Origin of the sequence: Pseudolabrys sp., assembly GCF_050250095.1 — a bacterium.
Classification (GTDB): domain Bacteria; phylum Pseudomonadota; class Alphaproteobacteria; order Rhizobiales; family Xanthobacteraceae; genus Pseudolabrys.
Genome location: NZ_JBFWPH010000005.1, coordinates 82766 through 107504 on the forward strand (window position 1 = coordinate 82766; position 24739 = coordinate 107504).

At 65.5% G+C, this 24739-nt stretch carries 26 protein-coding genes and 1 tRNA gene; 12 read left to right on the forward strand and 15 right to left on the reverse strand.

Annotated elements, in window-relative coordinates; genetic code table 11:
- Positions 1-6: 6 nt before the first annotated feature.
- Entirely contained in the window at positions 7-618 is a 612-nt protein-coding gene (locus tag AB7F10_RS15905; RefSeq protein ID WP_428562756.1) for a LysE family translocator, read from the forward strand.
- A gap of 9 nt (positions 619-627) precedes the next feature.
- Here AB7F10_RS15905 and AB7F10_RS15910 read toward each other — a convergent pair whose 3' ends face one another.
- The 5 genes from AB7F10_RS15910 to AB7F10_RS15930 all read right to left on the reverse strand — a co-directional run bounded on the left by AB7F10_RS15910 (position 628) and on the right by AB7F10_RS15930 (position 3891).
- On the reverse strand, positions 628-1098 hold the full coding sequence (locus AB7F10_RS15910) for a hypothetical protein (RefSeq protein ID WP_428562754.1): 471 nt from the start codon (positions 1096-1098) through the stop codon (positions 628-630).
- Between the two features lie 12 nt (positions 1099-1110).
- Complete coding sequence (locus AB7F10_RS15915) at positions 1111-1422, reverse strand: hypothetical protein (RefSeq protein WP_428562752.1); 312 nt, start codon at positions 1420-1422, stop codon at positions 1111-1113.
- Positions 1423-1458: 36 nt separating this feature from the next.
- Positions 1459-2574, reverse strand: a complete 1116-nt coding sequence (locus AB7F10_RS15920) for an AI-2E family transporter (protein ID WP_428562750.1) — start codon at positions 2572-2574, stop codon at positions 1459-1461.
- A gap of 121 nt (positions 2575-2695) precedes the next feature.
- Complete coding sequence (locus tag AB7F10_RS15925) at positions 2696-3388, reverse strand: ankyrin repeat domain-containing protein (protein WP_428562748.1); 693 nt, start codon at positions 3386-3388, stop codon at positions 2696-2698.
- Positions 3389-3435: 47 nt separating this feature from the next.
- Complete coding sequence (locus tag AB7F10_RS15930; RefSeq protein WP_428562746.1) at positions 3436-3891, reverse strand: GlcG/HbpS family heme-binding protein; 456 nt, start codon at positions 3889-3891, stop codon at positions 3436-3438.
- Positions 3892-4011: 120 nt separating this feature from the next.
- On the opposite strand from AB7F10_RS15930, the gene AB7F10_RS15935 reads away from it, so the two are divergent.
- Complete coding sequence (locus AB7F10_RS15935) at positions 4012-4953, forward strand: LysR family transcriptional regulator (protein ID WP_428562744.1); 942 nt, start codon at positions 4012-4014, stop codon at positions 4951-4953.
- A 23-nt stretch (positions 4954-4976) separates the two neighbouring features.
- On the opposite strand, the gene AB7F10_RS15940 is transcribed toward AB7F10_RS15935, so the two are convergent.
- The 3 genes from AB7F10_RS15940 to AB7F10_RS15950 form a co-directional block, all read right to left on the reverse strand.
- A complete protein-coding gene (locus tag AB7F10_RS15940; RefSeq protein WP_428562742.1) occupies positions 4977-5465 on the reverse strand; it encodes an SRPBCC family protein in 489 nt (162 codons plus the stop codon).
- Positions 5440-5847 (reverse strand): ArsR/SmtB family transcription factor, encoded by a 408-nt coding sequence (locus AB7F10_RS15945; protein ID WP_428562740.1) that lies wholly within the window; start codon positions 5845-5847, stop codon positions 5440-5442. Before AB7F10_RS15945 ends, AB7F10_RS15940 begins: the two co-directional genes overlap by 26 nt.
- A gap of 106 nt (positions 5848-5953) precedes the next feature.
- Positions 5954-6178, reverse strand: a complete 225-nt coding sequence (locus AB7F10_RS15950; protein WP_428562738.1) for a hypothetical protein — start codon at positions 6176-6178, stop codon at positions 5954-5956.
- A 164-nt stretch (positions 6179-6342) separates the two neighbouring features.
- On the opposite strand from AB7F10_RS15950, the gene coaD reads away from it, so the two are divergent.
- From coaD to AB7F10_RS15990, 8 genes are all read left to right on the forward strand, one after another.
- Positions 6343-6852 carry a pantetheine-phosphate adenylyltransferase gene (coaD, locus tag AB7F10_RS15955; RefSeq protein WP_428562736.1) on the forward strand — a complete coding sequence of 170 codons (510 nt, stop codon included), beginning with the start codon at positions 6343-6345 and terminating at the stop codon, positions 6850-6852.
- A 39-nt stretch (positions 6853-6891) separates the two neighbouring features.
- Positions 6892-7440 (forward strand): peptidylprolyl isomerase, encoded by a 549-nt coding sequence (locus tag AB7F10_RS15960; protein WP_428562734.1) that lies wholly within the window; start codon positions 6892-6894, stop codon positions 7438-7440.
- Between the two features lie 38 nt (positions 7441-7478).
- A complete protein-coding gene (locus AB7F10_RS15965) occupies positions 7479-7937 on the forward strand; it encodes a peptidylprolyl isomerase (RefSeq protein WP_428562732.1) in 459 nt (152 codons plus the stop codon).
- Between the two features lie 385 nt (positions 7938-8322).
- Positions 8323-8652 carry a DUF2188 domain-containing protein gene (locus AB7F10_RS15970; RefSeq protein WP_428562730.1) on the forward strand — a complete coding sequence of 110 codons (330 nt, stop codon included), beginning with the start codon at positions 8323-8325 and terminating at the stop codon, positions 8650-8652.
- Between the two features lie 170 nt (positions 8653-8822).
- Positions 8823-9935 carry a tRNA preQ1(34) S-adenosylmethionine ribosyltransferase-isomerase QueA gene (queA, locus tag AB7F10_RS15975; RefSeq protein ID WP_428562728.1) on the forward strand — a complete coding sequence of 371 codons (1113 nt, stop codon included), beginning with the start codon at positions 8823-8825 and terminating at the stop codon, positions 9933-9935.
- 93 nt (positions 9936-10028) lie between these two features.
- On the forward strand, positions 10029-11207 hold the full coding sequence (gene tgt / locus AB7F10_RS15980; RefSeq protein ID WP_428562726.1) for a tRNA guanosine(34) transglycosylase Tgt: 1179 nt from the start codon (positions 10029-10031) through the stop codon (positions 11205-11207).
- 25 nt (positions 11208-11232) lie between these two features.
- Positions 11233-12084: an amidohydrolase family protein gene (locus AB7F10_RS15985; RefSeq protein WP_428562724.1), complete on the forward strand. Its 852-nt coding sequence runs from the start codon at positions 11233-11235 to the stop codon at positions 12082-12084.
- Between the two features lie 11 nt (positions 12085-12095).
- Positions 12096-13274 carry an FAD-dependent monooxygenase gene (locus AB7F10_RS15990; protein WP_428562722.1) on the forward strand — a complete coding sequence of 393 codons (1179 nt, stop codon included), beginning with the start codon at positions 12096-12098 and terminating at the stop codon, positions 13272-13274.
- Between the two features lie 11 nt (positions 13275-13285).
- On the opposite strand, the gene AB7F10_RS15995 is transcribed toward AB7F10_RS15990, so the two are convergent.
- The 4 genes from AB7F10_RS15995 to AB7F10_RS16010 all read right to left on the reverse strand — a co-directional run bounded on the left by AB7F10_RS15995 (position 13286) and on the right by AB7F10_RS16010 (position 17613).
- Positions 13286-15697 carry a hypothetical protein gene (locus tag AB7F10_RS15995; protein WP_428562720.1) on the reverse strand — a complete coding sequence of 804 codons (2412 nt, stop codon included), beginning with the start codon at positions 15695-15697 and terminating at the stop codon, positions 13286-13288.
- A 373-nt stretch (positions 15698-16070) separates the two neighbouring features.
- Complete coding sequence (locus AB7F10_RS16000) at positions 16071-16271, reverse strand: hypothetical protein (RefSeq protein ID WP_428562718.1); 201 nt, start codon at positions 16269-16271, stop codon at positions 16071-16073.
- Positions 16272-16463: 192 nt separating this feature from the next.
- Positions 16464-17513, reverse strand: coding sequence for a ketopantoate reductase family protein (locus AB7F10_RS16005; protein WP_428562716.1), 1050 nt, complete (start codon positions 17511-17513; stop codon positions 16464-16466).
- Between the two features lie 24 nt (positions 17514-17537).
- Positions 17538-17613 (reverse strand) — tRNA-Lys (locus AB7F10_RS16010).
- Between the two features lie 186 nt (positions 17614-17799).
- Between AB7F10_RS16010 and AB7F10_RS16015 the strand changes: the two genes are divergently transcribed.
- On the forward strand, positions 17800-18966 hold the full coding sequence (locus AB7F10_RS16015; protein ID WP_428562714.1) for a M20 aminoacylase family protein: 1167 nt from the start codon (positions 17800-17802) through the stop codon (positions 18964-18966).
- Positions 18967-19116: 150 nt separating this feature from the next.
- Here AB7F10_RS16015 and AB7F10_RS16020 read toward each other — a convergent pair whose 3' ends face one another.
- Both AB7F10_RS16020 and AB7F10_RS16025 read right to left on the reverse strand, forming a co-directional pair.
- Positions 19117-21786 (reverse strand): glycosyltransferase, encoded by a 2670-nt coding sequence (locus AB7F10_RS16020; RefSeq protein WP_428562712.1) that lies wholly within the window; start codon positions 21784-21786, stop codon positions 19117-19119.
- Between the two features lie 185 nt (positions 21787-21971).
- Entirely contained in the window at positions 21972-22469 is a 498-nt protein-coding gene (locus AB7F10_RS16025) for a beta-1-3, beta-1-6-glucan biosynthesis protein (protein ID WP_428562710.1), read from the reverse strand.
- A 242-nt stretch (positions 22470-22711) separates the two neighbouring features.
- Between AB7F10_RS16025 and AB7F10_RS16030 the strand changes: the two genes are divergently transcribed.
- Positions 22712-24358: a beta-(1-6) glucans synthase gene (locus AB7F10_RS16030; protein WP_428562708.1), complete on the forward strand. Its 1647-nt coding sequence runs from the start codon at positions 22712-22714 to the stop codon at positions 24356-24358.
- Here the strand turns inward: AB7F10_RS16030 and AB7F10_RS16035 are convergent.
- A complete protein-coding gene (locus tag AB7F10_RS16035) occupies positions 24324-24707 on the reverse strand; it encodes a hypothetical protein (RefSeq protein WP_428562706.1) in 384 nt (127 codons plus the stop codon). The two genes, AB7F10_RS16030 and AB7F10_RS16035, sit on opposite strands and share 35 nt — an antisense overlap.
- Positions 24708-24739 lie beyond the last annotated feature (32 nt).

The window sequence follows — 24739 nt, forward strand, 5'->3', positions numbered from 1 at the left end:
CAGCTCATGAACTGGCAGTTGTTTTCAGCGTTTCTCCTCATCACCGCGGTCCTGGTTCTTACCCCGGGGCCGATCGTCACGCTGGTGATCTCGACGGCGGCGACGCGGGGCATCCGGGCTGCATTGATTACCGTGTCGGGCACGGTGGCTGGCAACGCGCTTCTGGTCGCCGCGATCGCAGCCGGTCTCAATGTCATCATCAATTATGCGGCGGTGCTGTTCGAGGTGATGCGCTGGGCGGGCGCCGCCTATCTGGTCTGGCTCGGAATTCAGGCCTGGCGTAATGCCGGAGCGGTGCAGCCGATCGAGTCGGCGCGGCATGTCCATTTCGTGCGCGGCTTCATCGTGGCGATTTCCAACCCGAAGACGATTGCCTTCTTCACGGCGTTTTTGCCGCAGTTCGTCGACCCGACATTGCCGGTGGGCTGGCAGCTGTTCGTGATGTGCTCGGTTGCGGTCACTCTCGCGAGCCTGACCGACGTTGGCTATGCGCTGATTGCGGGCGCGGGGCGCAAGTTTTTCCTGCGGCCGGGCAGCACCAAATGGCTCGGCCGTCTTTCCGGCCTCGCGCTGGTCGGCGGCGGCATCTGGCTCTCGCTCGCCCGCCGGCCGACCTGAGGCTTCGTCTTAATCAACGACCTTGTGCTTCACCGCGCGCACCGCGGCGTTCAACAACGGCATCAGCACGACGGGAAGCAGGGCTTCCAGCGGGTCGCGGCCGTTGCCGCCGCTCGACAAGAGGCCGAGCGGGTTTTTCGACGAGGACGCGAACTCGGTTTCAAGATCCTTCATCGACAGGTCGCGCAATTCGACGGCGAGGTCGTATTCGGGACCGGCGCGCGCCGACAAGGCGACCGCGAGCACGATTGCCGCAATCGCCAGATCGGCGACCGCCAGCGCGAAAGCGGCGAGCGCCGGACCCCAGATCGGGGCGAGGGCAAGAAAGCCGGTCGCGTTGAGCATGGCGAGGCCGACCAGCGCAACGATTCCGGCCACCGCGGCAAGCGCGGTGCGGCGGAACGCCAGCCGCAGTTGCGCCTCGGCGATGATGCGTTCCGCGCGCCAGAGAGTCCGCAGATCGCGGATCATGGTCTGCATGAGAACCTCCCGTTAGCTCTTCAGCGTCCGGCCGATCAGGATGCCGATCGCGAGCGCGCCGATGACGCTGGTGAGCGGATGATCGGTCACCTTGCGCTCGACGGTCTCGCTGGCGTCGCCGGCGAAGTCCGACACGTCATGCGCGAGGCCGCGCAACTGGTCGGTCACGTTCGACAGTTGCTCGGTCAGGCCGGAAATATCGAGGCCGAAATCGTGGTCGCCGTTGCCGTTCTTGGTCTTGCGGCCGGCGCGGATCGCCTCGATCTCGCGGCGCAGCGAGTCGAGTTCCGAACGAATGGCGGAAGCGGTGGTGGCTTTTGTCATGATGGTTCTCCTCTCTGATGGGTTTGCCGTGCGATGTCAGACTTCGGCCGGGGCCAGAACCTTCTGGGCCGGCGCGGTGGCGGGCGTCATGCCCTGAAGTCGCCGCACGGCGTGGCGAATGGTGGCGACCATCGGCGTCGCCACCGCGACGCTCGCGACGCCGAACAGGGCGCCGAACAGCATCAGGCTTGCGAGCGTCCAGGCCGGCGGCAGCCGCACCAGGTGCTTCTGCACGATCGGTGCAACGCCATAGCCGACGACCATGTGAATGAGGACGTAGATGCCGAGCGCCATCAGCGTCGTGGTGCTGCCGAGCGGCAGTGCGATCAGCAGGATCGGCACGCCGCCGACAATCGCGCCGAGATAGGGCACGAAGGTCAGCAAGCCGGCCTGGATGCCGAGCAAGAGCGCGTTCGGAACGCCGAGAGCCCACAGCGCGAAGACGGTCAGGACGCCGAGCAGCACCATCTCCGCGAGTTGGCCGACCAGCCAGCGCCGCAGGTAATAGCCGGACTCGTCGAGAAACAGCGAGACTTCGGCGCGACGATGGCGCGGAAACAGCTCGACCACGCTGCGCCGATAGGCCGGCGGGTCGGCGGCGACGAACAGGCCGATCAGCATCACCACGAAGACCTCGGCGATGCCGCCGACGGTCAACGTGAAGGCGTTGCGCGCCTCGCCGAAGAAGCGGCCCGGATCGGGAAACATCATGCGGCCGAAATTGCGCAGCGCCTCGTTGCCGCCGGCGCCGGTATTGCCGTTGTCCTGCGTGACGCCGAGCTCGGTCATCTTCTGCGCGATGGCCGCCAACTGATCATTCAGCGCGCGCACCAGCTCGTTGATCTGTCCGGCGATGCTCATGCCGCTCCAGAACAGGAGCCCGGCGACGAGCAGCGTGGCGGTGACCGCAACCACGACGAGATTCCAGGTGCGCCCGATCGGCAGCACGCGGCAGAGCGCCACCGTCACCGCGTCGAACACCACCGCGATCAAAAGCGCGGCGAAGATCATCAGCAGCACGCCGGAAGCTGTCCACAGCAGGAACAGGCTCGCCGCGCCGATCAGACCGATCACCACGGCGCGGACGGCGCCCCCGTGGGAGGGCGCCGCGGCCGGTGCAGCAGTCACGGGATAAGGGTTCGTCATCGCCATCGGGTTCCACTGGACGCCTGTGGAAACGCCGGTTACGGCGAAAGGTTCCCGACCGCCTCTCAGAAAATGCGGTTAATCCAATATGTTAGGGGAGCCGCGGGAAAGGCGAGGCACGTCCCGGCTAATGCGCGCCGGCGGCTTCCAGGATTTTCGTCATCTCGGCAAAGCCGCGGCCGCGCGCAAGCGCCAGCGGCGTCGCGCCGTTGCGGTCGGCGAGATTGACGTTGGCACCGGCTTTCACAAGCGCGGCGAGTGTGTCGGTGTGATTTCTGCCGCCATCGCCCAGCACGATGGATTCGATCAGCGCGGTCCAGCCGAGATTGTTGACGTGATCGAGCGGCGCTTTCGCCGCGATCAGGGTGCGCACGACTTCGGCGTGGCCGAGATGCGCGGCGGCGATCAGCGCCGTGCCGTGATAGGGGCTGGTGATCGCGCCGGCGTCGCCGCCGGCGGCGAGCGCGATCTTGATCATATCGACGTCGTCATTCACTGCGGCGATGGTGATGACGTCGTATTTCTGCTGTTCGAGCGCGTTGACGCTGGCGCCGTGGCGCAGCAGCGCGCGTGCGGCATCGTGATGGCGAAAGAACGCCGCGACATGCAGCGGCGTCCGGCTGTGGCTGTCCTGCGCGTCGATCTTTGCGCCATCCCGGGTGAGCTTGTCGATCGCGGCGATATCGCCCCTGGCGGCGGCGGCGTGCAGGCCGGCATAGGAGCGCAGCTCGCCATCGGACGGCGGCACCTGGGCGCGGGCGGAGCCAAGCGAGGCGACGGCGGAGCACAACACGCCCAAGGCGAGGGCGGCGACTGTCATTGCGCGGCAGCGTCGAGCAAAGCGAACCATGAGACCGAGCCTCTATCCTATTTCAGCTGGGATGCGAACTTCTCAAGCGCGGCGTTCGCGCAGGCCTCGTCCTTGTCGCCGCCGGGCGCGCCACCGATGCCGATGCCGCCGACAAGGTCCTTGCCGATGCGGATCGGCACGGCGCCGGCGAGCGCGATCACGCCGGAGATGTCCTTCAGCGTCGCGGCGCCCGGGTTTGAGACGCGCTTGGCGAATTCCGCGCTGGTGATCCCGAACGAGGCCGAGGTGTAGGCCTTGCGGCGGGCGGTGTCCGGCGTATGCGGCCCCGCACCGTTGTCCTTCAGCAGAACCTGGGTGTTGCCGGCGCGATCGACGATGGCGACCGAAACATGAAAACCGTCGTTGCGGCACTGTTCGAGCGCCGCCATCGCGATGCCGTTGGCAACGCCGACGCTGAGCTGCTTGGCTGTGACGACCGACTGCGCGGAGGCCGCGCCAGCCAGAACCGTCAATGACAGGCCGCCAAGCGCCCATTTAATAAGGTTTCGTCGCATGTCGGAGACTCCCTCGCTTCTTCGGTGATCGCAGAAGGAGTCGCTAGCAATCCGGGTCGCTTCGGTCTATTAGCAATCATGAAAACGAGTTTCGCAAAAACGCAAACACTGGCGGAACTGCGGTCGCTCGAAACGGTCCTGAGCGTGCTGGCCACTTTCAATGCCGGCACGCCACTCAAGGCCGCCGGTCTGCTGTCGCGAGCGCCGTCGACCGTCTATCGGGCGATCAACCGGCTCGAAAATGAAATCGGCGCCCCGTTATTCGACCGCAGGCCGAGCGGCTGGGTGCCGACGGACATCGGCACGCGGATCGTTCGCCTGGCTCAAACCATCGAGCGCGAAGCGACGGAAACCGAACTGATGCTGCTTGGCCGCAATGCGCCGTTCGCCGCGCCGTTGCGTCTGTCGGCCTCGGATGCGCTCGCCGAAGCCTATCTCGCGCCGTTGCTCGCGGACATCATGCGCAGCGAGACATCGCTGAAGATCGAGCTGATCGTCGACAATCAGTTCGCCAATCTTGGACGGCGAGAAGCCGACATCGCCATCCGCCCCAGCGAGAAGCCGGGCGACGGTCTGGTCGGCCGGCGGGCCGGAAAGCTGGCTCACGCGCTTTACTGCGCGGCGCCGCTTCTGAAGAAACACGGCTCGCCGGCGTCAGCCGCAGATCTCTCCCGGTTCGACGCCTGCGTCTTGTCGAGCAGGTTCGAGCATCACACCGCAGCGACATGGTGGCGCAACGGCATCGGCGAGCGCGCGAACGTTGCGTTCGTCGCGCATACAGAGATGAGTCTTGCCGCCGCCATCGCGGCCGGAGTCGGGATCGGTGTCCTGCCGTGTTTCCTCGGCGATCAACTCAAGGGGGTCAAACGGGTGACAGCCATCGCCGTCGGACCACCGGTCGACATCTGGCTCGTCGCGCACAGGGCGCTGATGCAGAACAGGCTCATCCGCCGGCTGATGCAGGCGCTCGCGGCGGCCATCAAACAAGACGCCGCGACACTCGCCGGTCTCCGAAAGTAAGCCGCTTCCGCGCGTCCGCTCGCCTACTTGATGGTGCCGGCGATCTCGACGAGCTGGTCGAACGCGGTGCCCCAACCCTGCTCGAATCCCATCTCGGCATGTCTCTGCCGGTCGGCGTCGTTTCTGTGCAGCGCCACCGCCGTGTAGCGGGTGCCTTCGGCCGTATCTTCGAAGGTGATGCAGGCCGTGAAGGACAGAAACGGATCGACGGTCGGGCGAAAGCCGGGGCCGAGCGCCGAGGTCCAGGTCAGCTTCCGCTCCGGCACCACTTCGAGAAAGCAGCCGACATTCTCATGGCGTTCGCCGGCCGGACCTTCCATCACGAAATAAAATTTGCCGCCCGGGCGCAGATCAAGCTCGCATGCGGTCGTCCGCCACGGGCGCGGGCAGAACCACTTTTTGATGTGCTCGGGCTCTGTCCATGCGCGCCACAGGATCCGCGCCGGCACGCTGGTGGTGCGGGTGAGGACGAGATCGAGATGGCCGTCAGGCTTTGCGTTTTCTTTTGTCACGTTGGCGCTCCTGTTTCTGTGCATCTTTTTGGGCTTGTTTTTGATCTTGTTTTTGATCTTGTTTTTGATCTTGTTTTTGATCTTGGGCGTGCATCGCGGCGGCATAGGCTTCCATGCGGTCGAGCCGGCCCTCCCAGATCGCGCGCTGGCGGTCGAGCCAGGCGAGGGTGGCGTCGAGCGCATCCGGCCGGATGGCGCAGGTGCGGACCCGGCCGTGCTTCTCGCTACCGATCAGGCCGGACTCTTCCAGCACGCGGATGTGGGCCAGCAGGGTCGGCATCGCCATTTCGAACGGCGTGGCGAGGTCGCTGACCGAGGCAGGGCCGGACACGAGACGCGCGACGATCGCCCGCCGCGTCGGGTCGGCGAGCGCATGAAACATCCGGTCGAGATTGCCGCCATGGTTAGTCATATGACTAACTATAGACGGCGCTCGCCGGACGTCAAGATCAGTTAGGGAGTTGGCTAAGTATTTTTTGTCGCAGGGATCAGTTCAGTCGGTCGAGGCCGACGATCCGCGCGCCGTTCATGCCCTTGGTGCTGTCGCCGCAGTGATTGTAGGGCCAGCCGCGCTCCGGGCAGGCCGGGGCGGGCGTGGCCGCGGCGTTCAGCGCGGGGCTCGCGGCCGCGACCGGCTCGATCAGCTGCGGAAAGCCGGTGATCGCCCCGGCGATAAGGGCGGCGAGAACGATGGCTCCGGAAATCTTCAGCATGGCGCGGTCCCCTGTGATCGTATGGTCATTGGTCGCCGCCGGAAGCGAACGGGTTCAAAGAAGAAACGCCGCGGGATCGGCCGGGGTTCCGTGGCCCGATTCCGCCGGTGGAGGGCCGGTTTCGCGGCCTTGCCGGGCCGTTTTGGGCGGGTTAGACCCCATTCATGGCGCAGACATCGGCAAAAACCGCCCTTTACGCCGGTTCGTTCGACCCCGTGACCAACGGGCACCTCGACGTGGTGCGGGGCGCCGCACGGCTCGCCGACCGGCTGGTGCTGGCGATCGGCGTCCACCCCGGCAAGACGCCGATGTTCTCGGCCGACGAGCGCAAGGCGATGCTTGAGGAATGCTGCGCGCCACTGGCCAAGGAGGCGGGCTGCCAGATCTCGGTGACCACCTTCGACGACCTCGTGGTGACGGCGGCCCAGCGCGCCGGCGCGACGCTTCTGATCCGCGGCCTGCGCGACGGCACCGATTTCGACTACGAAATGCAGATGTCCGGGATGAACGGCGCGATGGTCCCACAGGTGCAGACCGTGTTCCTGCCGGCCTCGCCGGCGGTGCGCCCGATCACCGCCACACTGGTTCGCCAGATTGCCGGCATGGGCGGCGACGTTTCGGCTTTCGTGCCGCCCGCGGTTGCCGCCCGGCTCAAGGCCAAAGCCAGACGTTGACCCTCAACGCGATCTTTTTCTCAAAAATCCGGAGTCCTCATGGTCCGTATCGCCGCCGTTCTTGTCGCGCTGCTTGTCGCCGCGCCCGCGCTGGCCCAGCCGGTCAAGCTGCCGGCCGGCGCCGACCCGCAGAACACCATCGTCATGGACACCACCAAGGGCCGCGTCGTCATCAAGCTGCGCGCCGACCTCGCGCCGCAGCACGCCGCGCGCATCAAGCAGCTGTCGCGCGACGGCTTTTATAACAATGTGCCGTTCCATCGCGTGATCGACGGCTTCATGGCGCAGACCGGCGACGGCCAGCGCGGCGACGGCACCGGCGGCTCGAAATATCCCAACCTGCCGGCCGAATTCTCGCAGGTGCCGTTCAAGCGCGGCATCGTCGGCATGGCGCGCGCGCAGAGCCCGAATTCGGCGAACTCGCAGTTCTTCATCATGTTCGCCGACGGCGCGTTTTTGAACGGCAAATACACCGTGATCGGCGAGGTGATTTCCGGCATGGACCATGTCGACAAGATCAAGCGCGGCGAGCCGGTTGCCAATCCCGACCGCATCGTCAAGATGCAGGTCGCCGCCGACGTCCACTAGATCGTCTTTCGCTCCATTTCATTACAAGGAACCGTTTCATGGCCAAGCCCGAAGACACACTCACGCTCGAAACCACCAAGGGTCCGGTCGTGATCGAGATGCGCCCCGATCTCGCGCCCAACCACGTCGCCCACATCAAGAAGCTGGTGAACGAGGGCTTCTACGACGGCATCGTGTTCCATCGCGTGATCGACGGCTTCATGGCGCAGACCGGCTGCCCGCATGGCACCGGCACCGGCGGCTCGGACTATCCGAACCTCAAGCAGGAATTCAACGACGAGCCGCATATCCGCGGCATCTGCTCGATGGCGCGCGCGGCCAATCCGGACTCGGCCAACTCGCAGTTCTTCATCGTGTTCGACGACGCGACTTTCCTCGACAACCAGTACACCGTCTGGGGCAAGGTGGTTTCCGGCATGGAGAACGTCGACAAGATCAAGCGCGGCGAGCCGGTGCAGAACCCCGACAAGATCGTCAAGGCGTCGATGGGGGCGTGAGCGGCGCGCTTATAGTGCATCACGCGGCCTGATTAAGACTTGCAGCGAATTTACGGAAAGCGGCGCCAAGCGGATGATCCTGGCGCCGTTTTTCTTTTTTGGTTTGCAAGGCGCCGATCCGAATCAACAAGGCCCTGTTGCGCTGCAATTGCGGTGAATAGCCGCCATTCCTCGGGCGCAGGGCACAACGGCAAAATTTTGCCACATGGGTGGAACGAACTCGGCCCTGTTGCGTTGTGGAGTGCTCGTTAGCCCGTCTTTGTTGCTGTCGCGTTCGTTCGGCTGCCCGTTCAAGACAATCAGGTCGGAAGACAAATCGCTGCTGCGGCGGCGGTTCAACCCGGATGCAGACCTGTTCGATTCAACCGAAGTGGGAGATGCGAACATGCCCCAACTCCGAGATCCTGTTTCTGCGACGCGTACCAATCTCCTCGCCAACATGATGGCGCTGTTCGGCGGCAAGCAGGCGCGCCGGCGCAAGCGTTCGCGCTACGTCGTTCGCGAGGGCGACGGCGGCTGGTTCATCGAGTTCAGCGGCGATTCATTCGGTCCGTACAAGGACGCCTTCGAGGCCATGATGCAGGCGATCGACGCCGCCCAGAAGCTCGGCGAGCGCGGCAGCCTCACGCAGGTCCAGTTGCTGGGTGCGCGGGGCAAGGTGCGCCAGGTCTGGAACTACGGCACCGACCCGGCCGGCCTTGTCGCCGTCCGCTGATTTCAGACCGGCATTTGCCAGGCTATTTGAAGAAGCCATTTTCAACGGTGCTATTTCAAAGAGACGCTATTGCCAGCCCCGTGTGATACGCCGCCCCGGGTGACCGGGGCGGCGTTCCGCGTTATGGATGAGGCGCAATCACGCCAAAATCCGTTGCCCAGCCACCCGAAATGCGTACCGACCTTTTCGATTTCGAGCTTCCGGCCGAGCGGATCGCGCTGCGGCCGGCGAACCCGCGCGATGCCGCGCGGCTCCTCGTGGTGGCGCCCGGCCAGAAGCCCGACATTGCGCCCGAACTGTCCGATCGCACCTTGCGCGACCTGCCGGACCTCTTGCGCGCCGGCGACGTGCTGGTCGTCAACGACACCAAGGTGATCCCGGCGCGGCTCAACGGCCGCCGGATCGGGCGGGGCGAGGCGGAGCCGGCGATCGAGGCAACGCTCATCAAGCGGCTCGACGGGTCGCACTGGCGGGCCTTCGTGCGGCCGGCCAAGCGCCTCGAGGTCGGCGACATCGTGCGCTTCGGCGACGAGGGCAAGGTCTGCTTCCTCGGCCAGCTCGATGCTCAAGTTTCAGCGAAAGATGAAGGTGGTGAGGTAACGCTTTCATTCAGCTTTCACGGGCCGGTGCTCGATCAGGCCATCGAGGAGCGGGGCGACATGCCCCTGCCGCCCTATATCGCCTCGAAGCGCGAACCCGACGAGCAGGACAAGGCGGATTACCAGACGGCGTTTGCAAAAATCGAGGGCTCGGTCGCCGCGCCGACGGCCGGGCTTCACTTCACGCCCGAGTTGACCGAGCGGCTGATGCGCAAGGGCGTGAACGTCCGCAGTGTGACCCTGCACGTCGGCGCCGGCACCTTCCTGCCGGTCAAGGCCGACGACACCGCAAACCACATCATGCATGCCGAATGGGGCGAAGTGCCACCCGGCGTCGCCGAGACGCTGAACATCACGCGAAAGAATGGCGGGCGCATCGTCGCGGTCGGCTCGACGGCGCTGCGGCTCTTGGAAAGCGCGGCGGACGAGAACGGCACCATCAAGCCGTTCTCGGGGGAGACCGATATCTTCATCACGCCGGGCTACAGGTTCCGCGCCGTCGATCTGATGATGACCAACTTCCATTTGCCGAAGTCGACGCTGTTCATGCTGGTCTCGGCCTTCAGCGGCCTCGAGACGATGCGGCGCGCCTACGCCCATGCGATCGCGGACGGCTACCGCTTCTACTCTTATGGCGACGCCTGTTTGCTTTATCCTCAATCGTCATTCCGGGACGGCATGTAATGCCGGACCCGGAATCCAGATGCGGACCCGGCGCGCGTGTCTGGATTCCGGGTTCGCTCGCTGCCGCTCGCGCCCCGGAATGACAGCAAGCCGATGACCGAACCGTTCTCCTTCACCCTGAAGACCACCGACGGCGCAGCGCGGCGCGGCGAGTTCGTCACGCCGCACGGCAGCGTGCAGACGCCGGCCTTCATGCCGGTCGGCACGCAGGGCACGGTGAAGGGGCTGACCCCCGAGCAGGTGCGCGACACCGGCGCGGAAATTCTGCTCGGCAACACCTATCATCTGATGCTGCGGCCTACCGCCGAGCGCGTCGCCGAACTCGGCGGGCTGCATCGGTTCATGAACTGGCCTCGGCCGATCCTGACCGACTCCGGCGGCTTTCAGGTGATGTCGCTGTCGCAGTTGCGCAAGCTCGACGAGCAGGGCGTCACCTTCAAGTCGCATCTCGACGGCGCGATGTTCCATCTGACGCCGGAACGCGCCATCGAAATCCAGGCACTGCTCGGCGCCGACATCTCGATGCAGCTCGACGAATGCCTGCGTCTGCCGGTCGAGCGCGCCGAGATGGAGCGCGCGATGGCGCTATCGCTGCGCTGGGCGGAGCGATCCAAGAAGGCTTTCGAGGACCGCGCGCGGCCGGGCGCGGCGCTGTTCGGCATCGTGCAGGGCGGCGACGACATGAGCCTGCGGGCGCAGAGCGCGCGCGAGTTGGTCGAGATCGGCTTTCAGGGCTACGCCATTGGCGGCCTCGCGGTCGGCGAGCCGCAGGCGGTGATGCTGAAGGTCGTCGAGGAAACGACGCCGTCGCTGCCGGCCGACCGGCCGCGCTATCTGATGGGAGTCGGCACGCCGGACGATCTGGTCGAGGCGGTGGCGCGCGGCGTCGACATGTTCGACTGCGTGATGCCGACGCGGAACGGCCGCCACGGCGTCGCCTTCACCCGCTTCGGCGCGCTCAACCTGAAGAACGCGCGCTATGCCGACGACGCCACGCCGCTCGATCCGGACAGCCCGCACCCGCTGGCGCGCGCCTATTCGCGGGCCTATCTGCATCATCTCGTCAAAGCCGGCGAGATGCTCGGCGCGATCCTGTTGTCCGCCATCAACGTCGCTTATTACCAGACGCTGATGGCCGGGATGCGCGCGGCGATCGAGCAGGGCCGTTTCGCGGACTTTCGCGATGCGACAAAAAAATCCTGGGCGGCCGGCTTGGCAGCAGGCTTGCAGCAAGGCAATTCCACCGACGGCGCGGCTTCGCTAGAACCGTAATCCGAAATCGAAAGCCGAAGGTCTTATGTCGATCCTTGAAAAGCTGAAAACCCGGCGCAAGCCGACTTACAAAATGCCGCCGGGCGGTACCGATGCGCATTGCCACGTCTTCGGGCCGGGCGCGGTGTTCCCTTACGCGCCGAACCGCCGCTACACGCCGGAGGACGCGCCGAAGGAGCATCTGCGCGCGCTGCACGACCATCTCGGCATCGACCGCGCGGTGATCGTGCAGGCGAGCTGCCACGGCATCGACAACGCGGCGATGCTCGACTGCATCGCCTCCGACCCGAAACGCTACCGGGGCGTCGCGATCGTCAACGATGGGTTCACCGACAAGGATTTCGACACGCTCGGCGCCGGCGGCGTGCGCGGCGTGCGGTTCAATTTCGTCAAGCATCTCGGCGGCGCGCCGGACATGGCGGTGTTCAACCGGGTGATGGACCGCATCAAGGGCCGCGGCTGGCATGTCGTGCTGCATGTCGATGCGCCGGACATCGTTCCCTTGTCCGACATGATCCGCAAACTGCCGGTGCCGTTCGTGATCGACCACATGGGCCGGGTGCCGGGCAAGGACGGCGTCGATCAGCCGCCGCTCAAGGCGCTGCTCGAACTGCACAAGCTCGACGGCGCATGGGTCAAGGTCTGCGGCTCCGAGCGCATTTCGATGCCGCCGTACGCGGAGGCGATCCCGATCGCCCGCCGGATCGTCGACAACCGGCCGGACCGCGTGCTGTGGGGCACGGACTTTCCGCATCCGAACGCGACGCATGAGGCCGACGAGGCCGATCTCGTCGATCTGGTGCCGAAGATCGCACCGGACTCGGCGTTGCAACGCAAGCTGCTGGTCGACAACCCGGCCGTGCTTTACGGTTTCTAGGAAGGACTCCCATGGCAGGCAAACCGCGTATCGCCATTGTCGGCGCAGGAATGGGCGGGCTTGCCGTGGCGGCGACGCTGCGGCAGGCCGGCTTCGAGGTCGCAGTCTACGAGCAGGCCGGCAAGTTCGGCCGCATCGGCGCCGGCATCCAGATGATGCCGAACTCGATGAAGGTGCTGCGCAGGATCGGCATCGAGGACCGGCTGCGCGACACCGCCTTCGCGCCGTATTCGCACCTGAACCGCAAGGGCGACACCGGCGAGGTGATGCGCGAATTGCCGATGCCGGAGAGCCTCTACAACGCGCCGTATCTGTGCATGCACCGCGCCGATCTGCACGACGCGCTGCTGTCCGTCGTGCCGATGGACGTTATTTACCTGAACAAGAAGCTGACCGGCCTCGACCAGAAGGGCGGTCAGGTGACGCTAAGCTTCTCCGACGGCAGCAAGGCCACCGCCGACGCGGTGATCGGCGCCGACGGCGTCCATTCGATCGTGCGCGATATCGTGGTCGGTCCCGACACGCCGATCCATCGTGGCCGCATCGCCTATCGCGCGGTGTTCCCGGCGAGCCTGATGGACCGCGATATCGGCCGCTCGCGCACCAAATGGTGGGGCACCGACCGCCACATCGTCATCTATTACACGACGCGCCAGAAGAGCGAGGTCTACTTCGTCACCAGCGTGCCCGAACCGGCCGAGTGGCTGACCAAGGAGTCGTGGTCCGCCAAGGGCGACGTCAAGGAATTGCGCGCGGCCTATGACGGCTTCCACGAGGACGTGCGCGCCGTGCTCGGCGCCTGCCCGGACTGCCACAAATGGGCGATCCTCGAGCGCGACCCGCTGCGGACCTGGAGCGACGGCAACGTCGTGTTGCTCGGCGACAGCTGCCATCCGATGACGCCCTATATGGCGCAGGGCGCGGCGACGTCCATTGAAGATGCCGCCGTGTTGGCGCGCTGCCTGAGCGACGTTGCGGGCGACGACATCGCCGGCGCGTTCAAGCGCTACGAGGCGCACCGCAAGCCGCGCACCTCGCTGGTGCAGGGGCTTTCCAGCGCCAATACCTGGATGAAGGACGGCAGCTACGATACGAGCTGGCTCTACGGCTACGACGCCTGGAACGCCGACCTCGACCGGCCGGCGGACAATTCGCAGGAAGCCTGGGCCTCGCTCAAGAAAGCGAGCTAGGCCCACGCTCCCTAGAGCAGCCACGTCCGCGCGAAGGCCTCCGCTCGCCGCCACATCGGAACCTTGCCGATCTCGAACGAGAACAGCGCGGCAAGGCCGTAGAATACGATGGCGAGCAAGTAGAGGAAGGCGAAGCCGAAATACATCGAATTGTATTCCATCAGCCCGCCGAACAGCGCCCCCATCAGGTTATAGGCGAGCGCGGTGGAGATGTTGACGCCGCGCCGCGCGATCAGGTTCGAGAACACGATGCCTGAGAAGAACAACGGCACCGTGAGCAGCACGCAGGCGATCGCCGCGCCGATCAGCGGCGAGGTAATGCCGAGCAACTGGTGGTGCAGGGCGTAGCTGTAGCCGACCGCGAGACTGGCAAACAGGCCGAGATAGGCAAGTCCCGCCTGCCGCACGCCGTAGCGCTCGACCAGAAGGTTCGCGAGATAGGCCATCAGCAGCACCAGCACGATGGTCGCGGCGATGACGAACCAGGTGCCGCCGAGATGCAGGCCGAGTTCGGTGATGGCCTTGGTCTCGACCAGCATGAAGCCGGAGCCGAGGAAGAAGAACGGCAGATAGCCGGGCTCGACCGGTCCGGACAGGCCGATCACCCGGCGGGCGAAGAAGTAGCTCAGCAGCAGAACCATGCCGAGCGCGAGCACGTAAGTGAGCGGATAGGTGCGCTCCACCATGTAGAAGAACGGCCAGTCGTCGGTCGGGATGCTGGCTTCCGGATAGGGCTGCGCGAAATGCGCCGAGACGTCGGTGAAGCCCATGGCGGCGAAGCTGTTGGCATTCGGCAGCGTGACGTCGCGGCCCTTCTGCGCGACGAAAGCGGTGGTGGAGGAGGCGTCGTAGAGGACGCGCACCGCGAGCGGCTTGCCGGCGCCCGGCAGGCCGCTGAGGATATGCGACAGCTTGAAGCCGAGCGATTCATTCGGCAGCGCGAAGGAGACGCTCATTACGCCGTCGGGCTTCAGCAGCTTGAACGCCTCGGCAATGCCTTCGCGGGTATAGACATAAGAGTCGACCCGCAGGTTGGAGGCGTGGCTCAGCGCCGTGTGGGAGTCCAGCACGCCATAGATGATGAGGTCGTATTGCCCCTGCGCGGTGCGGAAGAAATTGCGCGCATCATTGACGATCACGTTGACGCGCGGATCGGCGTAGGGCTTTTCCGGATGATAATGCCGGCCGAAATAGACGATGGCCGGATCGATCTCGATGGCGTCGACATGCGACGCGCCCATGCGCAGCGCAGCGGCGACGTCGTTGCCGCTGCCGGAGCCGACGATGGCGACGCGTTCGGGCTTTTTCTTGAAGTTGAACGGGAATTCGTAATAGGCCCGGACATAGCGGTTGTGCGCGTCCTCATGGCCGCGGCGCTCTTCGGCGAGGTCATAGACCTTCTGGTAGTAGCTGCCACCCGACAGGATCTGCATCAGCCCGTCCGGCTTGGCGGTGCGCTCGAGCAGCTGATAAGGCGAATAGATGCGCTGCGCCTCCGGCTGCACCGGCCAGGCGAGCGCGACGATCAGCACGCAGAAGCTGGCGACGCCGACCGGCAGCAGCGCATCGCGCGCCAGCACGAAATACAACAGGATGCCGCCCGCGGCGGCGAACCAGACGACCGGCGGGAGCCAGAACAGGCTCATTACGAACAGCGCGGCAACACCGAGCAGGCTGCCGATCAGGTTGTAGCCATAAGCCTTCAGCGGTTTGGTGGTTTGCAGCAGCTTGCCGCACAACTGACCGACCGGATAGCAGATGCAGGCGCAGGCGATGAAACAGGTCGACAGCAGCAGGTAAAGCGGCAGGCTCATGCGCGCCCAGGTGACCCAGTCGAACCGGATCATGTCCATCGTCATCGAGGTCTGTTCGCGCATCGGCTGCGTCGTGAACAGGTCGTGGTCGGCGCCGAGGTCGTAGCGCATCAGCGTGATGACGGCGACGAACAGCGCAAGCATCGGCAGCACCAGCGCCGGCGCGCAGGGCTGGCGGTTCGACACCGCATAGCCGGCGCCGAGGCCGAGGAAGCAGGCGAGCAGCGTGAAGTTCTTGTAGTAGGAGAAGACCGGGAAGACCGAGGCGAGCCAGCGGATCATCACCAGTTCCAGCAGCAGGCTCAGCATCGTGACGAGCACGATCAGCTTGACGTGATCGCGCTTGGCGCCCTTGGCGTAGCCGGCCTCGAAGGTGCGGCCCATGCCGTCGACCTGGCGGTCGAGCCATTTTCCGGCCTGCTGCGGCCGGATCACCATGAAGAAGCCGATGGCGCCGAGACCCGTGCGGCCGAGCATCAGCGCAACCGTCGTGAGATCGAGCGTCGTGAATTCGAGAGACTGCCGCAACCACAACACCGCGTAGAAGAACAGCAACATGCCAATGCAGACGGAAAAGATGCGAACGAGACTGCGATTGCTGTGTTTCATTGCGGTCAGGGTCCGATCATGTCGAATGGGATGAAGAATTGGATGGCGGCGGGCGGCGTGTCGTGCTGGATCGTCACGGCTGTCACGGGCGCTCCGGAGGGCAGGCGAATCGCCTGAATCGGTAGCGTCGAATTAAAAGAAGAATTGCTAACAATCGTTTGCGGTTTTGCCGCCGTTTGGACGCAATTGAACGTTCGCGCCACGGCGTCGCGGCCGCAGCGTCATCAAGGCTTTTTATGGGGGCGGCCCTAAGCCAAATCCCCGCCCATTCCCGCGCGCCGACACCGGGTTTACCCGATGCCGGTCGCCAGGATGCCCATCAAACCTATGGACCCCGCTGTCGCGCGGATGAGCGGATTGGAGGCTGGCGGTGCTATTTCACGGCCAGCGGGATGATCGTTTCGGTCTCGGTTCCGCAGGCCTCGCAGATCCAGCGATGGCGGATACCTTCGTCCTGCACGAATTCGGACGCCGATGGTGCGATCATCGGATCGGCGCAATGCGGGCAATAGAGTCCGGCCGAGGCGAAAACAGGCCGCGCGGCAAAGCTGATGATCGGTGTCTGGAGCCGCATGATGTCCCTCGCTTCTTATCCGGCAGCGCGCCCGGTCCCCGGATCACTCCAGCGTCGACCCTGGTGCCCGCCTCGAACCCTTCGATTGCCCTTGGCGTGAAGCGATACGGGCCGTTCGTGGCTTCGGCGAGGCCGGGCAACGACGCTTTGATGAAATTTTCTTAATGGCGAAGGTGCCGCGGTGTGACGCAATCACGAGCGCGTGTTTGCGCGGTCCGCGAGGTCGAGCAACAGCGCGAGATTCGACGGATCGGGCTTCAGTTCGTGGCGCTCGATGCGCCGCGCAATCTCCGTCACCGCCGCATTGACCGGCGTAGAGATGTGATGCGCCGCGCCTTCGGCCGCGACGAGGCCGTTGAGATCATCGACCTCGCTGTGGCGGCTCTTGATCCAATCCTGCAGCACCGTCGTTTTTGTGTGCGGCAGCACGAAGCCTTCGAGCAGCGTGTCGAGCAGCGTCTCGACGAGGCGATTGGTCGCGCGAACGTCTTCAGGCTTGAGGCCGAAAATAGGCAGCGGCTTGTATCCGCAGGCCGCGCCAGTATCGAGCGCCTCCTGGCCGGACCGCAGCATCAGCTCGCGCATGCCGGGCAGATTCACGGCTTCGAGCATCGGCAGGCCGAGGATCGCCGTCGTCACCAGCGTGGTGGCGTTGCTGACGAGCTTCATCCATTTGGTGGCGCGGATATCCTCGACCACCTCGACGCTGCCGACATGGCGCAGCAGATCGACGATCTCGGCTTCGCGCGATCTCGCGCGCGGGTCGATGGCGCCGACCGCGAACCACGAGCGCGGCGGCGGCGAGTGCCGCATCACCACGCCGGGATCGAACATCATCGAGGAAATCTCGATGACGCAGCCGATGGTGCGCTCGGGCCCGACCACGTCCGCGATGGTGTCGGTCGTCATGCCGTTCTGCACGCCGGCGATCAGGCCTTCGGGCTTGAGGTATGGCTTGATCAGCTCGCAGGACCAGCGGGTGTCGTAGGCCTTGGTGACCAGCAGCACGATGTCGAACGGCTCGGTGAAGGTGCAGACGTCGCAGAGATGGAAGGCGCGCACCGGAACGGTGAGCGTTTCCTCCGGCATCTCGATGATGGCGCCGCGCGCGCGCATCGCCTCGACATGGGCAGGCCACTGGTCGATCAGCACGACATCGAGACCGGCGCGGGTGAGGTCGGCGCCGATCGAGGCGCCGTTGGCGCCGGCGCCGAGCACGGCGATTTTTTTCGGTGTGGTCATGGCGGCGGGACTGTAAAGCAGTTTTGGTGAGCGCGCTGGGACTCGAACCCAGGACCTACTGATTAAAAGTCAGTTGCTCTACCGCCTGAGCTACGCGCTCGTCACCAAGCCGAGCCGGAACCGCGCGGACGGCGGCCGGATCGTGCGATCCGCGCTGTGTAGGGGCCTCGCTCTGCCCGGTCAATAGGCGGCAAGAGCGGACTTAGCCTCCCTGTTGATCTCGCCACAGCGCGCTTTTTTGCTACAATCGCGGCAAATCAGCCGACAATTCCGGAAGGACGCCGAAATGCCCATCGTCAACCGCGTTGCCGACCTCGCCAAGGACATCACCGAATGGCGCCGCGACATCCACGCCCATCCGGAGCTGATGTACGACGTGCAGCGCACCGCCGGGCTGGTCGCCGACAAGCTCAAGGCCTTCGGCTGCGACGAGGTGGCGACCGGGATCGGCCGCACCGGGGTCGTCGGCGTCATCAAGGGCAAGAAGCCGGGCAAGGGCAAGGTGATTGCCCTGCGCGCCGACATGGACGCGCTGCCGATCGAGGAAGCGACCGGCCTGCCGTATAAGTCGACCGTGAAGGGCAAGATGCACGCCTGCGGCCATGACGGCCACACCGCGATGCTGCTCGGCGCGGCGCGCTATCTCGCCGAGACGCGCAATTTCGCCGGTACCGCGGTCGTGATTTTCCAGCCGGCCGAGGAAGGCGGCGCCGGCGGCAAGGCGATGGTCGAGGACGGCATGATGGACCGCTTCGGCGTCGAGGAAGTCTACGGCATGCACAATTATCCCGGCATGCCGGTCGGCGAATTCGGCATCCGCCGCGGCCCGATCATGGCGGCGGCCGACTACATCCGCATCGAGATCGAGGGACAGGGCGCGCATGCAGCGCGGCCGCATCTCGGCATCGATCCGATTCTGGTCGGCGCGCAGATCGTGACCAACATGCAGTCCGTGGTGGCGCGCAACGTCGATCCGGTGGAATCCGCCGTGGCGTCGGTCTGCGTCTTTCAGGCCGGCACCACCGACAACGTGATCCCGCAGACCGCGCTGCTGCGCGGCACGGTGCGTACCTTCAAGCCGGACGTTCAGGACCTGATGGAAAAGCGGCTCGCCGAAGTGGTCGAGTACACCGCGAAGGCGATGGGGGCGACGGCGGCGTTCAACTACCGGCGCGGCTATCCGGTGCTGAACAATCACGCGCGGGAAACCGACGTCGCGGCCGCGATCGCCGCGGAGATCGCCGGCAAGGAGCGCGTCGACATCGATCTGCCGCCGGTGATGGGCGCGGAGGACTTTTCCTACATGCTCAACGCGCGGCCGGGCGCCTTCATCTTCATCGGCAACGGCGACAGCGCGGGGCTGCATCACCCGAAATACAACTTCAACGACGACGTGATCCCGGTCGGCACGTCCTACTGGGCGCGGCTCGTCGAAACGGCAACGGCGGCCTGATCGGGTTGCTGCCGGCTCATGCCGTCATTCCGGGGCGCGCTGAAAGCGCGAACCCGGAATCCAGCTCGATATGCTGAGCGAGATTTCTGGATTCCGGATCGCCGCCATAGCGCGTCGAGAACGCGCTTATGACGGCGTCCGGAATGACATCTAGGAAACCAGTTCGCGATTGACCGCGGACGGCTGCTTGGCGACCGCGGTGCGGCGGCGGCTGAACGCCTCGCTGAAACGGCCTTCCAGAGCGCGCCAGGTGCCGAAGTCGTTGAGTGGCGTGCGCTCGATCAGCGCGATCAGCGTCGCGGCGATGAAGGGCAGGCTCTGTACCAGCAGCACGACCGCGAAGAAGTTGATCTCGCGGACCTGCTTGGGGTTGTTGGTGACGAGCACGATCGCGCCGGCGATCAGCAGGGTGGCGATCACCGCCTCCCAGAACGCCTTGAAGTCGCCCAGCGCGGCGAGCGTGCCGCCCGCGCCGCCCTTGGCCGTGCGCACGAAGGGCAGGTGATCGCGGATCAGGCCCTGGCCGACCGCCCGCGCGATGGTCCACTGCATCGACATCGCGGCGATGAGCGAGCCGAACAGCTGGCCGGCGCCGACGCCGACACGCAGGCGATAGAGCGCGACGAAATGCACCGCCGACACCAGGAAGGTGGCGACGATCGGGATGGTCAGAATCTTGTCCGGCACCGCGATGTCGAGGAAGGCGACGACCGGAACCCAGACGATGTTGAGGAGTGCAACCACGACGCCGACGCTCTCCGCGCCGATCCAGTTCAGCCAGCCGAGCGCGAATTCGCGCTTCTGGTCGCGGTTGAGCTGGCTCGCGCCGGGCAGGAAGCGGCGCCAGTGCTTCTTGACGATCTGGAAGCCGCCATAGGCCCAGCGGTGACGCTGCTTCTTGAAGGCGTCGAAGCTGTCGGGCAGGAGGCCGTAGCCGTAACGGCGCTGCGTGTAGTGCTGCGTCCAGCCAAGCTCGAGGATGGTGAGGCCGAGGTCGGTGTCCTCGCAGATCGTGTCGCTCGACCACGAGCCGGCCTGCTCGAGCGCGGCGCGGCGGATCAGGCACATGGTGCCGTGCGTGACGATGGCGTTGACCTCGTTCCGCTGCACCATGCCGATGTCGAAGAATCCGGCATATTCGCCGTTCATGGCGTAGTGCATGACGCTGCGCGCGCCGTCGCGATGATCCTGCGGCGCCTGCACGAGCCCGACGCGGGCGTCGGCGAAGACCGGCACGAGATCCTCGAGCCAGTCCGGCGTTACCGCATAGTCGGCATCGATCACGCCGATGATCTCGGCATCCGGCGCGGTCTGTTCGAGCGCAAGCCGCAGCGCGCCGGCCTTGAAGCCTTCGATCTTGTCGGCGCGCAGGAACTTGAAGCGGTCGCCGAGGCGCGCGCAATGCTCCTCGATCGGCTGCCAGAACGCCGGATCGGGCGTGTTGTTGATGATGACGAGGCACTCGAAATTCGGATAGTTCAGCCGCGCGACGGCATCGAGCGTCTGCTTGAGCATCTCCGGCGGCTCGCGATAGGCCGGAATGTGTATCGACACCTTCGGCGCGTAGCTTTCCGGCGCGAGCGGCGGCGCGCCGAGCGCGATCGGCTCGCGGTTCAGAAGGCGCGCCGGGCGGCGGCCGAAGGCGATCGCGGCGATTTCCTCGACGCGCGCCAGCGCGATCACCACGAGCGGGATCAACAGCACGAGGCCGATGCCGAAGGCGAACACGGCGCCCCAGACGAAGTAATGCGCATACCAATAGCCGAACACCATCGCGAACCAGGCGCCGACGGCGTTCGCCGCACCGGCCAGCACGGTTGCCTGCATCACGGACGCGCCGGCGACGCCGAGGATCGGCAGCGAGAGCAGGAGGCCGGTGAGCAGCGCGATGATGGCGATCTTGGTGTAGTTCGGATCGACGATCGGGCCGTACCACGAGAACTTCGGCTGACGCTTGGCGTCGAACAGACCCCAATAAGGACCGACGCCGCCTTCGTTGGTCTTCCACGGCTGATCGATCGCCTCGACGATGTTGTAGTCGATGCCGAGCGCATAGGCGCGGCTGACGAAGTCGCGGATCACCTTGGCCTGCTCGATGCGGCCCGGATTGGCGTTCTGGAAATTATAGCCCGCGCTCGGCCAGCCGAACTCGGCGATCACGATGCGCTTGCCGGGATAGGTCTGGCGAAGCTTGTCGTAGATCAGCAGCGTCTGGTCGACGACCTGCTGTTCCGAGAAGCCTTCCCAATAGGGCAGGATGTGCACGGCGATGTAATCGACCGCGGAGACAAGCTCCGGGTGCTCCATCCAGACGTTCCAGATTTCGCCGGTCGTCACCGGAACGCCGGTCGCGCGCTTGACGCGCTGGATGATCTTGATGAGTTCGGGAACCTTGATGTCGTCGCGGTAGATCGTTTCGTTGCCGACCACGATGCTGCTGATATTGCTGTGGCGCTTGGCAAGATCGATCACCGAGCGGATCTCGCGCTCGTTGCGGTCCTTGAACTTGTCGATCCAGGCGCCGGCCGCGACCTTCAGACCGAATTCATTGGCGATCTCGGGAACCAGTTCAACGCCGCCGGTCGCGGAATAGGTGCGCACCGCGCGGGTGAGCGGCGAGAGGGTGCGCAAGTCGTTGCGGATGCGATCCGCATTCACCGCGTCAACGGAATCGGGATGAACATTGCCGCCAAACGGCGCGTAAGACACGCTGGCGAGCTGGTGGTCGAGATCAGGAGCCGATGCTTCCTGACGCGCAAGAGCCCACAGACCCGCATGCGCGCACGCCACGAAGGCGATCACGGCAACGACGGAGCGCATTACTTCACACAACCAAGTGGGGCGAATTTACCGTGTCGAACCCGTCCCCTGGGTTAGACCGTTTTTCGGACTTGCGGCAGTGCAGCATACGGCCGCGTGGTGGTATTTTTCAAGTAAACATCGGGGGTGGCGAAACCGTGGCGCAAAACGAGCCGCTGCGGGAAATTACCGGGGCATTCCGGGGACTAGCGGGCGGTGGGCGCCGGAGCCTGCGCGGACGGCGGCTGGGGCGCCGCGGACGCCTCGCTGGGCTGCAAATTCGGGTTGATCCAGCAGGCGTGGGCGCGGCCGTTCAGGCTGTCCTGCGTCTTCGGGTCGATCGGACCCTGGCGGACCAGGCAGCGGAAGGTGGCCTGGATATGGGCGCTGGGGCAGCCGAACCGGTCGTACAGGTCGAGGTGCCGGAAGGCGGTGTCCATGTCGTCCCGCCACAGCAGGCTGACCACCCGGCGGCCGAGCCAGACACATTCCGGATTGGCCGCAGGCCCGGTCATGAGCTTGCCGGCCTCTGCGATCTCGTTGAAACGCCGCTGGGCTTCCTTGGCGGCCGCTTCGGCAGCGGCCTTGGCTTCGGCCCCCTTGCCGTCGCCGCTCTGGGCGAAGGCCGGTGGCGCGGACAATGCGAGACAGGCGACGAGGCCAGCCACGGCCACGAAACGGCGCGAACGAATTCTCTGACGCATGATGTTCGGTCTTGCTCCGGAGGCCGACGGTGGCCCCGGTATCCCCTGCGATCCAAATCGGTCCGCACTATGGCGACTGCGAGCCGAATTGCCGCGGCCCGAAGCTTGGCCTCAAACCGAAACATTTGTCCAGCGGGACAGTCGGATTTGCTTAAGACGGCCGGCATTGGCAGGGTCGCGGCGGGCCGGCAGACCCGCGAGAGGCTCAGTGTCGGGTCCCGGACTCCAACCTGGCGGTCTTCTTGGCTGACATTCCGGCGAGAAAAACGGATCGAGAACCGGGCGGCGGGGAGCTTGGTGAGAGACCTGGCCTGCCGCTCGCGCTGTTTGCCGCCACGGCGCTGGCGATCGCGGGCTTCTGGGCCTGGCTCGGCGCCGCGGTCCCGATGCCGCAGGCGGCCGGCGCCGGCGAAAAACTCTATTGCGTGTCCTACGCGCCGTTCCGCGGCGGCCAGTCGCCGCTCGTCGCCGGAACGATGATCTCCGCCGCGCAGATCGACGAGGATCTCGCTCACCTTGCGACCATGACGAATTGCGTGCGGGTCTATTCGGTCGACTTCGGGCTCGACCAGATCGCCGGTCTTGCGCAGAAGCATGGCCTCAAAGTCATTCAGGGCCTCTGGCTGTCGAGCAAGCGCGACAAGAACCGCGAGCAGATCGAAGGCGCGGTGACGCTCGCCAACCGCTATCCGCAGACGATCATCGCGGTCGTGGTCGGCAACGAGGTGCTGCTGCGCGGCGAACTATCGGCCGACGACGTCGCCGCCGCGATGCGCGAGGTGAAGTCGCGCGTGAGCGTTCCGATCACCTATGCCGACGTGTGGGAGTTCTGGCTGCGCAATCGCCGGCTTGCCGACATCGCGGATTTCGTCACCATTCATATCTTGCCGTATTGGGAGGACGAGCCGATCGCAGCAGAGCACGCCGCTGCGCATGTCGACTCCATTCGCGCGCGGGTCGCGAAGGAATTTCCCGGCAAGGAAATATTGATCGGCGAAGTCGGCTGGCCGAGCGCGGGCCGCATGCGCGAAGGCGCACTGCCGTCGCCCTCCAACCAGGCGCGGGTGGTGCAGGAGGTGCTGGCGGCGGCAAAACGCGGCAACTACCACGCCAATATCATCGAAGCGTTCGATCAGCCGTGGAAGCGGGCGCTCGAAGGCACCGTCGGCGGACACTGGGGCCTGTTCTTCGATGCCGGCCGCACGGCGAAATTCAAACTGGGAATGCCGGTGTCGGACCATCCGTTCTGGATCGTGCAGGCGGGCGGCGGCGTCCTCTTCGCGATGCTGGTGTTCGGAGCGGCGCTGTTTGGCGGGCGGCGCAACGGTGACATGGCGCAATGGCTCGGCGTTGCATTCTGCGCGGCGGCGGGCGGCGCGCTGATCGGCTGGACCATCGAAAACCTGCCGCTCGAAAGCTTGGGGACCGGCGGCTGGCTGCGGTCGCTGGTGCTCGCCGCAACGGCGCTGACGGCCGCGCCGCTCTGCGCCGTCATGCTGATGCGGCAGACTCCATTGCCGCGGCTGTCGTCGGTCCTGGCGAAGCCGCGCGCGGAGGATACGCTGACGCGCGGCGCGGGCGCGCTCATGACCGTGACGCTTGCGGTCGCGATCGTCGTGGCGCTCGGTCTCGCTTTCGATCCGCGCTACAAGGATTTTCCGTTCGCGCCGCTGACCGGCGCCATCGTGCCGCTGCTCGCCGTCAGCCTGCTTGTGCCGGGCGAGGGGCGGCGGGGCGTCGCCGAACTGACCGGTGGCGCGCTGCTTGCCGCCAGCGCGGCTTACATCGTCGCCAACGAGGGTTTCGCCAACTGGCAGTCGTTGTGGTTCTGCGCGGCGCTGGCCGCGCTCGCCGTCATTCTGGTTCGGGTGCGCGGCGCGCGAGACTGAGTACCAACAGCGCCACCGCGACCGCCGCGGTGTTGACGTTGTAGAGTACCACGCCGAGGCCGGCGAAAGCGAGCGCCAGCGTGAACAGCACGATCGAGGGCCGCAGCAGATTGAGCGCGGCGATGGCGATCGCGCCGAAGCCGAACACCGAATGGGTGAACAGCGCGATGGCGTTGCCGCGCAGCGAGCACGACAGGCTGCGCAGGCCAGACTGGCAGGCAAGCCCGACGCCGGTCTGTTCGATCAGGCCGTAGCGGACATAGAAGCCGGCGGCGAGCGCGGCACAGCCGACGGCCACAAGCCAGATCAGCGCGCGGAGGCCGGGGCGAAACAGAACGGTGGCGGTCATCGAAGAATTATGCCGCCGCGCGTTGCGCGCGG